At 58.0% G+C, this 15,514-nt stretch carries 10 protein-coding genes; 9 read left to right on the top strand and 1 reads right to left on the bottom strand.

What is annotated here, in order from left to right; translation table 11 throughout:
* Positions 1–30 precede the first annotated feature (30 nt).
* The 9 genes from AACY52_RS25085 to AACY52_RS25045 all read left to right on the top strand — a co-directional run bounded on the left by AACY52_RS25085 (position 31) and on the right by AACY52_RS25045 (position 15,038).
* Positions 31–1,863 carry an ABC transporter ATP-binding protein gene (locus AACY52_RS25085; RefSeq protein ID WP_339416742.1) on the top strand — a complete coding sequence of 611 codons (1,833 nt, stop codon included), beginning with the start codon at positions 31–33 and terminating at the stop codon, positions 1,861–1,863.
* A 1,253-nt stretch (positions 1,864–3,116) separates the two neighbouring features.
* Positions 3,117–3,620: a type VI secretion system contractile sheath small subunit gene (gene tssB, locus AACY52_RS25080; RefSeq protein ID WP_339416743.1), complete on the top strand. Its 504-nt coding sequence runs from the start codon at positions 3,117–3,119 to the stop codon at positions 3,618–3,620.
* Between the two features lie 34 nt (positions 3,621–3,654).
* On the top strand, positions 3,655–5,196 hold the full coding sequence (gene tssC / locus AACY52_RS25075; RefSeq protein WP_339427388.1) for a type VI secretion system contractile sheath large subunit: 1,542 nt from the start codon (positions 3,655–3,657) through the stop codon (positions 5,194–5,196).
* 24 nt (positions 5,197–5,220) lie between these two features.
* Positions 5,221–6,576: a type VI secretion system baseplate subunit TssK gene (tssK, locus tag AACY52_RS25070; protein ID WP_339560916.1), complete on the top strand. Its 1,356-nt coding sequence runs from the start codon at positions 5,221–5,223 to the stop codon at positions 6,574–6,576.
* Positions 6,573–7,253 carry a type VI secretion system protein TssL, short form gene (tssL, locus tag AACY52_RS25065; protein ID WP_339427386.1) on the top strand — a complete coding sequence of 227 codons (681 nt, stop codon included), beginning with the start codon at positions 6,573–6,575 and terminating at the stop codon, positions 7,251–7,253. Before tssK ends, tssL begins: the two co-directional genes overlap by 4 nt.
* A gap of 8 nt (positions 7,254–7,261) precedes the next feature.
* Positions 7,262–8,989 carry an OmpA family protein gene (locus AACY52_RS25060; RefSeq protein ID WP_339416747.1) on the top strand — a complete coding sequence of 576 codons (1,728 nt, stop codon included), beginning with the start codon at positions 7,262–7,264 and terminating at the stop codon, positions 8,987–8,989.
* A gap of 15 nt (positions 8,990–9,004) precedes the next feature.
* Positions 9,005–9,496 carry an Hcp family type VI secretion system effector gene (locus AACY52_RS25055; RefSeq protein ID WP_124377347.1) on the top strand — a complete coding sequence of 164 codons (492 nt, stop codon included), beginning with the start codon at positions 9,005–9,007 and terminating at the stop codon, positions 9,494–9,496.
* Between the two features lie 143 nt (positions 9,497–9,639).
* Positions 9,640–12,297, top strand: coding sequence for a type VI secretion system ATPase TssH (gene tssH, locus AACY52_RS25050; RefSeq protein ID WP_339560915.1), 2,658 nt, complete (start codon positions 9,640–9,642; stop codon positions 12,295–12,297).
* A gap of 2 nt (positions 12,298–12,299) precedes the next feature.
* Entirely contained in the window at positions 12,300–15,038 is a 2,739-nt protein-coding gene (locus AACY52_RS25045; RefSeq protein ID WP_339560914.1) for a type VI secretion system tip protein VgrG, read from the top strand.
* Positions 15,039–15,394: 356 nt separating this feature from the next.
* Here the strand turns inward: AACY52_RS25045 and AACY52_RS25040 are convergent.
* The coding region (locus tag AACY52_RS25040) for a transposase (RefSeq protein WP_141228961.1) at positions 15,395–15,514 on the bottom strand (120 nt) is incomplete at its 5' end.

Here is a 15,514-nt window from a genome sequence, read left to right as displayed (position 1 = left end):
GGAGAGCCCGCCAGGCGGGCGTCAACCCTAATGCTCTATCGTCGTTTTGAACAACTGATCGATATTTTCCGCGACGCGCCAAGCGCCGCCCCGCCCGATAAAGTCCTGCCGTTCTACCTCTACTACCTGCGCCAGGTGTGGCCGTGTTTTGCCGCGCTGTTGGTGGTGGGCTTGATCGGCGCATTGATCGAAGTCGCGCTGTTCAGCTACCTGAGCCGTATCATCGACCTGGCCCAAGGCACGCCGCCCGCCAACTTCTTCCAGGTCCACAGCACCGAGCTGATCTGGATGGCCGTAGTTGCCCTGTTGCTGCGTCCGATCTTCGGCGCCCTGCACGACCTGCTGGTGCACCAGACCATTAGCCCCGGCATGACCAGCCTGATCCGCTGGCAGAACCATAACTACGTACTCAAGCAGAGCCTGAACTTCTTCCAGAATGACTTCGCCGGGCGTATCGCCCAGCGCATCATGCAAACCGGCAACTCGCTGCGTGACTCTGCCGTGGCTGCGGTGGACGCGATCTGGCACGTGGCGATCTACGCCATCAGTTCCCTGGTGCTGTTTGCCGAGGCCGACTGGCGCCTGATGATCCCACTGGTGAGCTGGATCATCTGCTACAGCCTGGCATTGCGCTATTTCGTGCCCCGCGTGAAGGAGCGCTCGGTGATTTCGTCCGAGGCGCGCTCCAAACTGATGGGCCGCATCGTCGATGGCTACACCAACATCACCACCTTGAAGCTGTTTGCCCATACTCAATCCGAGCAGGAATACGCCAAGGAAGCGATCATCGAGCAGACTGAAAAAACCCAGCTGGCCAGCCGCGTGGTGACCAGCATGGACGTGGTGATCACCACCATGAACGGCCTGCTGATTGTCACCACCAGCGGCCTGGCGCTGTGGCTGTGGACGCAGTCGCTGATTTCCGTGGGCGCCATCGCGCTGGCCACCGGCCTGGTCATTCGCATCGTCAACATGTCCGGCTGGATCATGTGGGTGGTCAACGGCATTTTCGAAAACATCGGCATGGTGCAGGACGGCCTGAAAACCATCGCACAGCCACTGGCCGTGATCGACCGCGACAACGCCCCGCGCCTCAGTGTGCCCCGGGGCGAAGTGCGCTTCGAGCAGGTAGATTTCCACTACGGCAAGAAGAGCGGGATCATTGGCGGCCTTAACCTTGAGATCAAGGCCGGTGAAAAGATCGGCCTGATCGGCCCGTCCGGTGCGGGCAAGTCGACGCTGGTCAACCTGTTGCTGCGACTCTACGACCTGCAAGGCGGGCGCATCCTGATCGACGGCCAGAATATCGCCGAGGTCGCCCAGGAAAGCCTGCGCGCACAGATCGGCATGATCACCCAGGACACCTCGTTGCTGCACCGCTCGATCCGCGACAATCTGCTGTACGGCAAGCCCGACGCCACCGACGAAGAACTCTGGGCCGCCGTGCACAAGGCCCGCGCCGACGAGTTCATCCCGCTGCTCTCGGACGCTGAAGGCCGTACAGGGCTGGATGCTCACGTGGGTGAGCGCGGCGTGAAACTCTCCGGTGGGCAACGCCAACGTATCGCCATCGCCCGCGTACTGCTCAAGGACGCGCCGATTTTGATCATGGACGAAGCCACGTCAGCCCTGGACTCGGAAGTGGAAGCGGCGATCCAGGAAAGCCTGGAGACCTTGATGAAAGGCAAGACGGTGATTGCGATTGCGCACCGCTTGTCGACCATTGCACGGATGGACCGCCTGGTGGTGCTGGAGAAGGGCCTGATTGCCGAGAGTGGCAGCCATGCCGAGTTGCTGGCGCATGGGGGGTTGTATGCGCGGTTGTGGCAGCACCAGACGGGTGGCTTCGTCGGTATCGACTGAAACAACACCGCGATCCCCTGTGGGAGCCGCAATCGTGCTGTACGCAGTGCACTGCCCACACGGGCGCGGAAGTAAATCTGCAGGGAGCATCACTGATTTACTGATTCGGTAGAGCGATCTATCAAGGACGTGTTGCACGTGTTCAAGCGTTCAGTCACAGCGGGGTTAGGTACGGTTTGGTTGGTGTTGGCCGCGTGTTGGCGGAAGGTTTCGGGCCAGGGAATTACCGGTGTACATCGTGGCGCAGGTTGTCAGCGGGGTTTGTCAGAAGGGCTGACTTCTATTAAAACGTAAATAGTCGTGATGAAAATATAATAAAAAAAAGCGCGTTTTTTTGCGTAAACAGAATTGTAGCCTAGGGTTTATCATTGTTTACCTTGCATAAACATGAGCGAATTCAGCGCGCGTTCATGTTGCGCAAACAGGCACTCTCAACTTCGGTTCGGGCGAACAAGTTCAGCAGTCCCGAACTGCAAGTGGCACACGACTGCATTGCGCGTTTGAAAGGTGAGAACGAGCGTCTACAGAGGGAGAATGATCGGCTACTCGAACAATTTGTACGGTGGGCCTACAACGCTTACAGCCGGGATTGGATGAGCAGTTTCCATCCCACCCTCTACCCACCATCAATCGACAGCAGATTCCAAAGCTGTAACAGCCTGCAATCGAAAACGACCATATTCACATGCTCATAATGCAAATTATTTCAACGATGTTTAAACTCAGTAGTTACAGGTTGCTCACGACAATGTGCAACATAATATTTCGCTACCGCTGCCGCAATCGTATAAACCACGATCAACTCAAGTAGCTTTCTACCTGTTCTTCCGCGAAAAGCTGCTCGTTAACTGAGGGTGCGCAAACCCCCTCATTTCCTGATAAGCAAACTAACGATACGAGCTTTCGTCAGGTGAACTCTTACTTGCTGAGACTTTGCGTTCGGCACCCTGCGGGGCCCGTTCCGCGTGGACTGCAAAGGGCTGTGAGGGTGGTATGGCACTGCCATGCAAATCAACATCAGACAGATCTCATAGTATTTCGGTAATTTCCTACATACAAAATTGAATTCATAAAGACTCATGAGTATTTCATAACGCTTGATTATTTATTGGTTGTTTTTAATCTTGTGAGCTGACTAGAATCCTCCTCGGTAATTTCCTACCACGCAATACACCAAATAGTAATTTTGCTCTGAGCTGCCTGGTTTTCGTGATGGCGTTCTTCCGTCTCGTAGAGTTATGTCTGGAGGATGTATGGCTTCAAACAGCTTTCAAAATGAAGTGCCCAAGGCACGGGTCAATATCAAGCTCGATTTGCACACCGGCGGGGCACAGAAAAAAATTGAATTACCACTGAAGCTGATGGTGATGGGCGATTACAGCAACGGTAAAGAACAGCGCTCGTTATCAGAAAGAAGCAAGGTAGGCATTAATAAAAACAACTTCGACAGTGTCTTAGCTGAGTTTTCTCCAAGCTTGAAATTGGCGGTGGAAAATACCCTGGTCGATGATGACGCCGACACCGCTGTCGCGTTGAATTTCCAGAGCATGAAAGATTTCGAGCCAGAGCAGGTAGCGCGGCAAATTCCGCAACTGCGAGCCCTGCTGGCGATGCGCAATCTGCTACGCGACCTCAAATCCAACCTGTTGGACAACGCGACCTTCCGCCACGAGCTGGAACGCATCCTCAGAGATGACGCGCTGAGTGACGAGCTACGAGTCGAACTGGCCGCTCTGGCACCACAAGAAGATCGTTAATTGCCCTCGGTTCGTTAATAAGGAAGTTTTTACCATGTCCGCAGAACAATCATCCGCACCCTCGCAGTTGACTAAAACCCACGACGCAGACAGCGGCCAAGGTATCTATGGCGCTTTGTTCGCCAAGATCAACCTCAGCCCGGTTGCGCAGTTGAGTGGCATCGAAGCGTTTCAAAACTCCGAGGCCCTGTCCGAAGCGTCTGCGGATGAACGGGTCACTGCGGCCGTCAGTGTCTTCCTGGACCTGCTCAAACAGTCGTCACATAAAGTCGAGCGCCTAGACAAAGCCCTGCTGGATGAACACATTGCGTCGTTGGACGCACAGATCAGCCGTCAACTCGACGCGGTCATGCATCATCCCGACTTTCAGCGTGTCGAGTCGACTTGGCGCGGCGTGAAATCGTTGATTGACCAGACCGATTTCCGCCAGAACGTGCGTATCGAACTGTTGGATATCAGCAAGGATCATCTGGTCCAAGACTTCGAAGATGCGCCTGAAATTGCCCAAAGCGGTCTGTATCTGCACACCTACACCCAGGAATACGACACCCCGGGTGGCGAGCCGATTGCAGCGGCGATTTCCAACTACGAGTTCAATCGCGGCCCGCAGGATATTGCTCTTTTGCGTAATATCTCCAAAGTGGCAGCAGCGGCGCACATGCCGTTCATTGGTTCCGTAGGTCCTGCGTTCTTTGGCAAGCAGTCGATGGAAGAAGTGGCGGCGATCAAAGATATCGGCAACTACTTTGACCGGGCCGAATACATTAAGTGGAAGGCGTTCCGCGACAGCGACGACTCCCGTTACATCGGTTTGCTCATGCCCCGCGTGCTGGGTCGTCTGCCGTATGGCCCGGACACTGTCCCGGTGCGCAGCTTTAACTATAGCGAAAGCGTCAAGGGCCCGGATCACGAGAAATACCTGTGGACCAACGCTTCGTTCGCTTTCGCCGCCAACATGGTCAAGAGCTTTATCACCAACGGTTGGTGCGTACAGATTCGCGGACCGCAATCGGGTGGCGCAGTCACCGATCTGCCGATTCACCTGTACGACCTGGGCACTGGCAACCAGGTGAAGATTCCTTCCGAGGTAATGATTCCGGAAACCCGCGAATTCGAATTCGCCAACCTCGGGTTCATCCCACTGTCGTACTACAAGAACCGCGACTACGCGTGTTTCTTCTCGGCCAACTCGGCGCAAAAGCCGGCGCTGTATGACACTGCTGACGCCACGGCCAACAGCCGAATCAATGCGCGTCTGCCGTACATCTTCCTGCTGTCGCGCATCGCCCATTACCTGAAGCTGATCCAGCGCGAAAACATCGGGACGACCAAGGACCGCCGTTTGCTGGAACTGGAGCTGAACAAGTGGATCGGTGGCCTGGTCACCGAAATGACCGACCCTGGCGACGACTTGCAAGCCTCCCACCCGCTGCGCGATGCCAAGGTGACGGTAGAAGACATCGAGGACAACCCTGGCTTCTTCCGCGTCAAGCTGTACGCGGTGCCGCACTTTCAGGTCGAAGGCATGGACGTGAACTTGTCGCTGGTTTCGCAGATGCCCAAGGCAAAAGCCTAAGCCACTTCGTAGGGAAATGATGTCATGAAGATCGACCGCCCCCTGTGGGCTGCGGGGGCCTTACTGTCCCCGCAACAATTCCAGCAGCAGGCACGCTGGGAGGCCTGGGCTAACGAGAGTGTGGCCCATCTGTCTCTGGTACACCCCTGGGGTGTTCAGGGGGTGGCGTTCGACCTGCAAGCCTTACGCCTGGGTAAGCTCAAGGCCACTCATGTGCGGGTGCGTATGCCTGATGGCACGTTGGTCGATACCGACCATGTGGATCGGTTGCCGGCCGCCCTGGAGTTGGCTCGCCTGCTGCCCGATGACGCCCAAGAGGCTACGTTGCTCTTGGCGTTGCCACTGGAACAAGCCAATGGCAATAACTGTGTGTTCGACGGAGCGAGGGCCGAGCGGCCAACGCGTTATCGCCAGGATTGGCGGCAAGTGCAGGATATCTACGCCGACGAGGTGCAGTCGATTGGCGTGCTGGAGCACGCCCTGACCCTGCGCTTGGCTGACGACGAAAATGCCGATTACCTGACCTGTCCGATCGTACGTCTGGTGCGTGACGGACAGGGCGAGTGGAACCTTGATCCTGATTATGTGCCGCCGTTACTCAGCTTCGCGGCCCATCCAGGGCTGCTGACCCAGCTCGATAACCTGCTGACCCAATTGTCCGCCAAGCGGCAACGGCTGATGGGCATGCGCCGCGAGAGCAATCAGCGCATGGCGGATTTTGCCGTGGCCGATGTGTCGTTGTTCTGGTTGCTCAATGCATTGAACACCTACCAACCGGTACTGGCCGACCTCAAGGTACATCCGGCACGGCACCCCGAACAGGTGTACCTGGAGCTGATCAAGCTGGCCGGCAGCCTGCTGACTTTTTCGCTGGAGCAGGACCTGGACTGTATTCCTGCTTACCGACACGAACAGCTGGAAAGTGTATTCCCGCCCCTGATGCGCACCATCTCCACCTTGCTGGAAGCCAGTCTGCCGTCGCGGGTTATTGCCCTGGAGTTGGAGGAAGTGGGGGCTAATCGCTGGCAAGTCACACTCAACGATGCACGCCTGCGTGAGAGGGACGGTGCCGACTTCTACCTGTCGGTGCGCTGCCGAATGCCGGCCGCACAGTTGCAGAGCCAGTTCCCGCGTCTGTGCAAGGTGGGGACGCCGGACGATGTCGATTATCTGGTCAATGCTGCGCTCGACGGTGTTCCCTTGCAGCCGCTCAGTCATGTGCCGGCGGCCATTCCGCTGCGCCTGGAAAACCAGTACTTCGTTCTGGATCTAGGTCACGCCAAAGGGCAAGCCATGCTGGCCGAAGGGACCTGCGCCTTCTATGTGCCGAGCACGCTGGTTGACATCAAACTCGAACTGTTTGCGGTACTGCGCGCATGAATCTGACTCCCTCGAAAAAACATGCCGTCACCGCGCAGGAGCTTGATGCGCTGTTGCAAGACAGCTACCTACTGGTCGTCGAACTGCGCCAGGGCGCCTCGATACAAGATGGTCCGGAACTGTGGAAACGCTGCGAGAAGCAGGTCGAGCAGGTCCAGCAGGGGCTCAAGGATGCGAACATAAACACACGCAGCATTGAGCTGATCAGTCACGCCCTGTGTGCCTTGCTGGACGAGACCGCGCTCAGCTGTGCCAAGGGTGATGCCCATGCCCAATGGGCCAGTGAGCCCTTGCAGGCCAAGTTCTTCAATCGCCACCAGGCCGGTGAGTTTTTGTATGAAGACATGCGCGAATCACTTCGCCAGCCCTCGCCTGACGTACTGGTACTGACAGCCTTTCAGCGGGTCCTGATGCTCGGCTTTCAGGGCCGGTACCGTAACGTGGGCGATCCCGAGCGTGAGCAACTGCTGGACGCGTTGAATGCACGGGTCGCCCCCCTGGCGCTCAACCAGGCGGTCATGACCCAGGGCATCGGCCATCGAATGAATCCTCTGCGTGGGTTGCGATCTCCACTGGTTCATATCCTGGCGGCGGGCCTGTTACTGATCGGTGCTTGGTGGGGGTTGGATCACTGGCTGGGCAGTCTGATCGCCACGCTTGTACCTGGCCAGGCGTGAGTGGTGGTATGACGCTCAAGCTGACACAAAACCTTTGGCTGTGGGGCGGCACGCTTGCCTTGATGCTGCTGATGGTCATACCGTTCGCCGGCTGGATAAGTGCCGTGGCGGCATTGGTCGTTGTGATCGTGGTCGCCTGGGCCTGGGTCCGGGTGGGACGCCGTTTTGCACGGCAGGGCCAGCAGTTGGTGTTGGTCGGCGATACCTTCCTGCCACCGACTGCCTACCGTCAGCCGGTGATATTGGTCTGTGGCGATGGCCTGAGTGGTCTATTCGGTGCGGTGCCAGCTGACCAATTGGCCCTGCGCACCACCTCGCAGGGGTGTTATGTGCGTATCCCCAGCCTTGAGCAACTATTACCGATCATCACGGGCATCCAGGCCTTTCGCCCGGACTGGGGTGGGCAACTTAGCGTCATGTTTGTTGCCAACCCCGGCGAGCACACCGACGCCGCAGAGCTTGCGGGTCAGGTGCGCGTCTTTTGCCATCAGCTCGCCCTGGTGCGCAAGCGCGGCCTGGCACTGCCGCTAATGCTGGTGAGTTATGTGCAAGCCGCAAAAGGCGAAAGGACCTGGTTCAGTTGGGAGGCCGGTCAACCCAGCCCTCTGGTGCGCGAGGCTGGTGCCTGTATCAGCCTGACCGACTGGCAGCGGCAGGCCGCCGACAGTGCAACCTACGCCGCACGTTTGTGCAGGAGCGTTCAGGTCAGCAGCGTGGCGACGTGGCTGAAGGAAACACTACTTCCGCACTTCGAGCCCCGTGACACTCATCACCCACTGGCCTGCGCCATCACTCTGGTACCGGTTCTACCCCTACAGGTCGCCGGCAATCTATGGCAACAATGGTTACGTGACAAGGTGGGGTTGAGTGATGCCGGGCAACCGCTGGTGGAGGTAAGTCCGGCTTTACCGTTTCCTGATCCCTTGCTGAATCTGCTGCCGCTCCACGCCCGACGCTCCCCAGCCCTGTGGGCAAGTGTAGTGGCGTGCTGGTTGTTTGCGGTAGCTGGCGTCGTGGCCCTGGCCAGCTCGGCATGGCAGAACAACCTGCTGCTGCGGCAGGTCAGTGACGACTTGCGACGCTATGCCTCCATTCCCCCAGCCGAGCGTCGTGACCAACCCCAATTCGTCTTGCGTGAAAACGCTGTTGCAGTGTTGCGCCAAGATGCCAGTCGCCTGGACGACTACTACCGACAGGGCGAACCGCTGGCACTGGGCCTGGGACTGTATCGCGGCGAAATTTTGCGCCAGCCGCTGTTGGCGACCATCGCCAGTCATCGACAACCGCCCAAAGCCCCCCCGCTTGCGAAGGTTCCCAACCCGGTGCGCCTGGACAGCCTGTCACTGTTCGGCACGGGCAGCGCTGAACTTAAGGCTGGCTCGACCAAGGTGCTGATCAACGCCCTGGTCAACATCAAGGCCCAGCCAGGCTGGCTGATTGTTATTGCCGGGCATACCGATGTCACCGGCAGCCCCGAGCAAAACCTTGAACTGTCCCGCGCCCGCGCCGCCTCGGTGCGTGACTGGATGCAGCGCATGGGCGACATCCCCGACAGTTGTTTTGCGGTCCAGGGCTTTGGTGCCAACCAGCCAGTGGCCAGCAATGACACCGAGGTTGGGCGTGCTGCCAACCGTCGCGTCGATATCCGTCTGGTGCCGGAGGTGGGGGCCTGTGCGTTGCCCACAGCGGTGCTGGACAGACACCCCCGGCCGCATCCAGCGGCATTCAAATTTTGAGAAAAGGAGCTTTACATGGCTATTCCCGTTTACCTCTGGCTGCAAGATGACGGCGGTGCTGAAATCAAAGGGTCCGTGGACGTACAAAAGCGCGAAGGCAGTATCGAGGTCATCGCCCAGGACCACAGCCTGTACATCCCCACCGACAACAACACCGGCAAGCTGACTGGCACCCGGGTGCACACCCCGTTCCTGTTCTCCAAGGAAATCGATGCGTCCAGTCCTTACCTGTACAAGGCGGTGACCACTGGCCAGACCCTCAAGAGCGCCGAGTTCAAGTGGTACCGCATCGATGACGCCGGCCAGGAAGTCGAGTACTTCATCACCAAGCTGGAAAACGTCAAGGTCGTAAAAGTCGCGCCGAAAATGCACGACGTCAAAGACCCGAGCAAGGAAAAGCACAACCACCTGGAGCAGATCGAGCTGCGTTACGAGAAGGTCACCTGGACCTACAAAGACGGCAACATCATTCACTCCGATTCCTGGAACGAACGCCAGAGCGCCTGATGCGAGAAGGCCAGCAGGCGGGTTTCCGTCTGCTGGTTCGCGGTGTGCAGGGTTGAGCGTCCGCTCGCGGGCGCTGAGCCAAACACATCGAACTGTCTGTGCTGTAGACGGCACACCGAAAATCCACAACAGGGATGTATCCCATGGCTCAGAGTTCTGCCCGTTTGCTTCGCCGCCTCAACCCCTATTGCGCTCAGGCACTGAGCGCGGCGGCATCCTTGTGCCAGAGCCGCGCCCATGGGCTGATCAGTATCGAGCACTGGTTGCTCAAGTTGCTGGAGCAGGGCGAAGGCGACCTGACCCTCATCGCCCGTCGCTACGAATGGGATATGGATGCACTCTGGCGCGGCCTGCTCGATCACCTCGACAGTCTGCCGCGCAGTGTGCAGGCCAAGCCGCAGCTGTGTGGCAAGCTGCAACAACTGATCAAGAACGCCTGGTTGCAGGCATCCCTGGATGGCAACAACGACACGTTGCGCTCGGCCCACCTGCTCGGCGCACTGCTGGAGACGCCCAGCCTGCTCACCTGTGATGCCGCCTGGCCGCTGCTCAGTATCAGCGACACCCAGTTACAGCGGTTATTCGAAATGCTCGACCAGCATTCCGAAGAGCGGCCACAGGTGCAACAAGAGGCCGTGCTGAACCGAACCGAGACCTCTGTAACACAGGCTTCATCCAGTGCGGACAAGTCAGAAGCCCTGAAAGTCATCTTGGACAAATTCACCCACGACGTTACCGCTAAGGCCTGGGCGGGACAGATCGATCCGGTGTTCGGCCGTGACGATGAGATTAGGCAGGTCATCGACATTCTCAGTCGCCGGCGCAAGAACAACCCGATCTTGGTGGGTGAACCCGGGGTGGGTAAAACCGCGCTGGTTGAAGGCCTTGCATTGCGCATCGTTGAAGGCAATGTCCCTGACAGCCTCAAGCCTGTCAGTGTTCGCACGCTGGATCTGGGCCTGCTGCAGGCCGGCGCCGGGGTGAAAGGCGAGTTCGAACAACGCCTGAAAAACGTCATCGACGCCGTGCAGCAATCGCCTCACCCGGTACTGCTGTTTATCGACGAAGCGCACACCCTGATCGGCGCCGGCAACCAGGCCGGCGGTGCTGACGCCGCCAACCTACTCAAGCCTGCCCTGGCGCGCGGCGAGTTGCGCACCATCGCAGCCACGACCTGGAGCGAATACAAACAGTATTTTGAACGTGACGCCGCCCTGGAACGACGTTTCCAGATGGTCAAGGTCGACGAACCGGATGACGCCAACGCCAGCCTGATGCTGCGCGGCCTCAAGGCGCGTTATGCCAGCCACCATGGCGTGCATATTCTGGACGCTGCGGTACAGGCGGCGGTCAACCTGTCGCGGCGCTACCTGACCGGCCGCCAACTGCCGGACAAGGCCGTCGACCTGCTGGACACCGCCAGCGCACGGGTACGCATGAGCCTCGATTGCGAGCCCCAGGCGCTGGTCCGCCTCAAGGCCCAGCAGACCGCCCTGGAGCTGGAGCGTCAAGCCCTAGAAGAAGATCAACAACTGAGCGGCAGCTCCGCAGGCGAGCGTCTGGCGATCATTGCCGCGCAACACGCCAACCTGCACCGCCAGCAACTAGAGCTTGAGGAGCAATACCGCCGCGAACTCGACCTCACCCAACAACTGCTTGATGCCCGTCAGGCCGAACCGCCACGGATGGACGCTTGCCTGCACCTGCAACAACAACTGAGCGACGCCCAGGGCAACCAGCCATTGCTCTCCCTGGACGTTGACGCCCGCAGCGTGGCCGAAGTGATTGCCGACTGGACCGGCGTGCCGCTGGGCAGCTTGCTAAAGGACGAACAAGCCAACCTGCTGGAGCTGGAGCAACAACTGGGTGAACAAGTGATCGGCCAGGACCACGCCCTCGGCGCCTTGGCCCAACGCCTGCGTGCGGCCAAGACCGGACTCACGGACGAGAAGGCACCGCTGGGTGTGTTCCTGCTGGTGGGCACCAGTGGCGTCGGCAAGACCGAAACCGCCCTGGCCCTGGCCGACAAGCTGTTCGGTGGCGAAAAATCACTGATCACCATCAACCTCTCGGAATACCAGGAAGCCCATACGGTCAGCCAGCTCAAAGGCTCACCGCCCGGTTACGTCGGTTACGGCCAGGGCGGCGTGCTCACCGAAGCGGTGCGCCAACGTCCTTACAGCGTGGTGCTACTCGATGAGGTAGAAAAAGCGCACCGCGACGTCCTCAATCTTTTTTATCAAGTCTTCGACCGTGGCTGCATGCGTGATGGCGAAGGACGGGAAATCGACTTTCGTAATACGGTCATTCTGATGACCTCCAACCTGGGTAGCGATGAACTGCAAGCCTGCCTGCAAGAGTTCCCCGGCGCGCCGGACAGCATTCTGCACGAGCTGCTGCGCCCGATCCTGCGCGAGCACTTCCAGCCGGCCCTGTTGGCGCGCTTCCAGACTTTGATCTACCGCCCGCTGCAAGCCGACGCCCTCAAAAACATCGTCGCGATCAAGCTTGCTCAGGTCGCCAAACGTCTGCAGCGCCACTACGGGTTGGATTGCCAGATCGACGCAGCCCTCAACGAGGCCCTGGTGACCGCCTGCCTGCTGCCTGACACGGGAGCGCGCAACATCGACAGTCTGCTCAATCAGCAGATCCTGCCGGTGCTCAGTCAGCAATTGCTGCAACGCCAGGCCGCCCAGCAGAAAATCCTCGGCGTGACCCTGGGCTACAGCGATGAAGAAGGCATTGTGCTGAATTTCACAGACACCCAAGACGCGACATTACCCGTCGCCATGGAGGTCTGAACATGCTCAACGAACTGCGCACTTTCTTCGATCACAGCCGTCACACACTCACCGTTCGCGACGTTGACGCACGGCTCGACGTTCTCGCTTTCGAGGGTTCAGAGGCCCTGAGCCAACCGTTCAACTACCGTGTTGAATTCACCTGCTTCGACAGCGATATCGGCGCCGAAAAAATCCTCGGCCAGAACGCCTGTTTCAGCCTGCACGGTGCACCGCACAACCTGCCGTTTTTGGGCCTGAGTGCGCCCAAGGTCAAGCCACTGCGCACGCTGCACGGTGTGGTCACCGGATTTAAACGCCTGTCCGGCTCCATTGATGAAGCCCGCTACGAAATCACCCTCGAACCACACCTGGCGCTGCTTGGCCAAGGCCGGCAATTTCGGATCTACCAACACCAGTCGGTGCCGCAGATCGTCGAAAGTATTCTGCGTACCCGCCACGATTTTGAAGGCCAGGACTTTCTCTTCAACCTAGTGCGTGAATACCCCAAGCGCGAACAAGTCATGCAGTACGGCGAAAGCGATCTGGCCTTCATCAACCGTCTGCTGGCCGACGTCGGCATCTGGTACCGCTTCACCCGTGACGAGCGCCTGAACATCGACGTGGTGGAGTTTCACGATGACCAACGTCACTATCAGTTCGACGTCGCGCTGGCGTATCGCCCGCAATCGGGCCTGAGCAGCAGCGGGCAAGACGGCGTGTGGGCCTTGCAATCGAGCCATCAGGTGGTGGAGCAGCACGTCAATATCCGTGCCTACCATCACCGCGTCGCCAATGCGCACCTGAACGGCGACATCGATCAAACCCGTGGTGCCAGCACCACCTACGGTGAGGCCTACCACTACGCCGAACCGTACACCGTACTGGGTGATCCCTATGCCCATGACGAAGACCTGCAAAGCGAAAGCGGTTTTTTCTATGCACGCCTGCGTCATGAACGTTACCTCAATGGCCAGACGCAACTTAGCGGCATCAGCAGCAGCGCCACCTTGGCGCCTGGTCAGGTGCTTAAAATATCCGGTGGCGCCCCGCAGGCTTTTGCACCGGGTGCGGTGATCACTCATTTGACCATCCGCGCTGCTCGCGACCGTAGTTTTGAGGTCAGCTTTGAGGCCATTCCCTACTCGGAAACGGTGTGTTTTCGCCCGGAGCTGAAAGATAAACCGCAAATTGCCGGCACCGTCCCGGCCCGTGTCACCAGCCCGCAGGAGCACGACCCCTACGGCCACATCGATATCGAAGGGCGCTACAAAGTCAGCTTCCTGTTTGACCGCGACAGTTGGAAACCCGGTGAAGAAAGCTTGTGGCTACGCCTGGCCCGACCCTACGCCGGCGATACCCACGGTCTGCACCTGCCGCTGATTCCTGGCACCGAAGTCGCCATTGCCTTTGAACAGGGCGACCCGGACCGTCCGTACATCGCCCATGCCCTGCACGACAGCCAGCACCCCGACCACGTGACGCTGGGTAAACGCGACTACACGCGCAACGTGCTGCGCACGCCAGCCAACAATAAGCTGCGCATGGAAGACCTGCGCGGGCAGGAGCACATCAAGCTCAGTACCGAGCACAGCGGCAAGAGCCAACTCAACCTCGGGCACCTGGTCGATGCGCAGAAGCACAAGCGCGGTGAAGGCTTTGAACTGCGCACTGATGGTTGGGGTGCGATTAGGGGTGGGAAAGGGTTGTTTATCAGTGCTGATGAACAGGGTCAGGCTCGGGGTGAGCAACTCGATATGGAGGCCGCTATTGAGCAACTGGAAAGCGCCTTATCACTGGCTCGCTCCATGGCTCAAGCTGCCCGTAGCGCTGAAGTGAAGTCCAACGATACCGAGAGCCAACTAGCTTTGGTTGAGGCACTCAAGGGGTTGGTACAACCAGGTGTTCTGCTGCATGCACCAGCGGGTATCGGCGTGCTCAGCCCTAAAGCCGTATGCCTGTCGTCCGGTGGGGAAAGCGTGGGCATCATGGCCGCCCACAACACTGACATCAGCGCCGGGCAAGACATCACCGCAGCCGCCGAGGGCGGCGTCAGCGTGCTCGCACAAACTGCCGACCTGCAACTCAAGGCCGCTCAAGGCAAAGTCGAACTGCACGCTCAGGGCAACGACCTGCACGCTCTGGCAAAGACCGACATCAAGATCGAAAGCGTCGAAGGCCGTATAGAAATCAGCGCCCCGCAAGAGCTGGTACTTAACTGTGGTGGCGCCTACATCCGTCTCAAGGACGGCGATATAGAGTTGGGGGCACCCGGAAACATCTATCTCAAGACTGCCAATGTGCAAAAGCTTGGCAGCGCCAGCCTTAATACCCCGGCGTCACTGTTGCCGTCTGGGTACGCCGGCGGCTACACCTTGAAAGACGAAGCCCAAGCACCGATGCCATTTGCTCGCTACCGAGTAACCACCCAACAAGGCGAGGTATTCAGCGGGGTGACTGACAAGGACGGTCTGACCATGAGCGTCCACACCTTGGTGCCAGGTGGCTTGAAGATTGAACTGCCAGAGTCCGAAAAATGGATCAGTTTTTCTGCCCCGCCTGAATTGAATTACGAAGGCATAAAGTGCACTGCGACGATGGATGACGGAACGGTTCTACAGGGTGAGTTTGATAGTGAGAACAAAGCGAGTTTTTATTCTTTTACCGGAAGCTCCTGCATAAAGTTTGAGGTGGAACGTCTGAGCGATCAAGAAAATGTACCCAGTGGTGCGGAAAGTCTACTAAGAAAATTGGCGAAATAATCAAAATGGTAATTTTGAAGATTTTTGCATTAATTATTTTTCCATTTCTTATGTTTTTCGCTTCTGCAGGAGTGAATACTTATATTGTGTGTCGAGATTTGAATAAGGTTTTAGATAATTTTAGAGAGAGTATTATCGTCAGCTCTTATGGGGATATATGGCGTGATGGCTCGTTTTTGACGCGCTTTACATTATCTTATATCGTGATGGGAAGTGTGATTTTTTCTGGTAAGCATATTCGTAGTGGAATGTTTAATCCTAAAAAACTTGCTCGCTTGCCAGGCGCTATAAGGTTGCGCATGAAGTTGTCTGCTGGCTTTTTGGTGGGTGCGTTTTTATGGGTTATTTTAGGTTCTTCACGGATTGCCGGGAAAGACGCTCTTGATCTTCATGAAGAAGAACTCGCTGTCCCGGTAACCGTACGCCATTCGTTTGATGACCTTTATTCGATTGTTTATTCCTTCCAACTGACCGGT

This window comes from Pseudomonas sp. EA_65y_Pfl1_P113, assembly GCF_963970525.1.
Lineage (GTDB): Bacteria > Pseudomonadota > Gammaproteobacteria > Pseudomonadales > Pseudomonadaceae > Aquipseudomonas > Aquipseudomonas tritici.
This window is presented reverse-complemented; position numbering and strand designations above follow the sequence as displayed.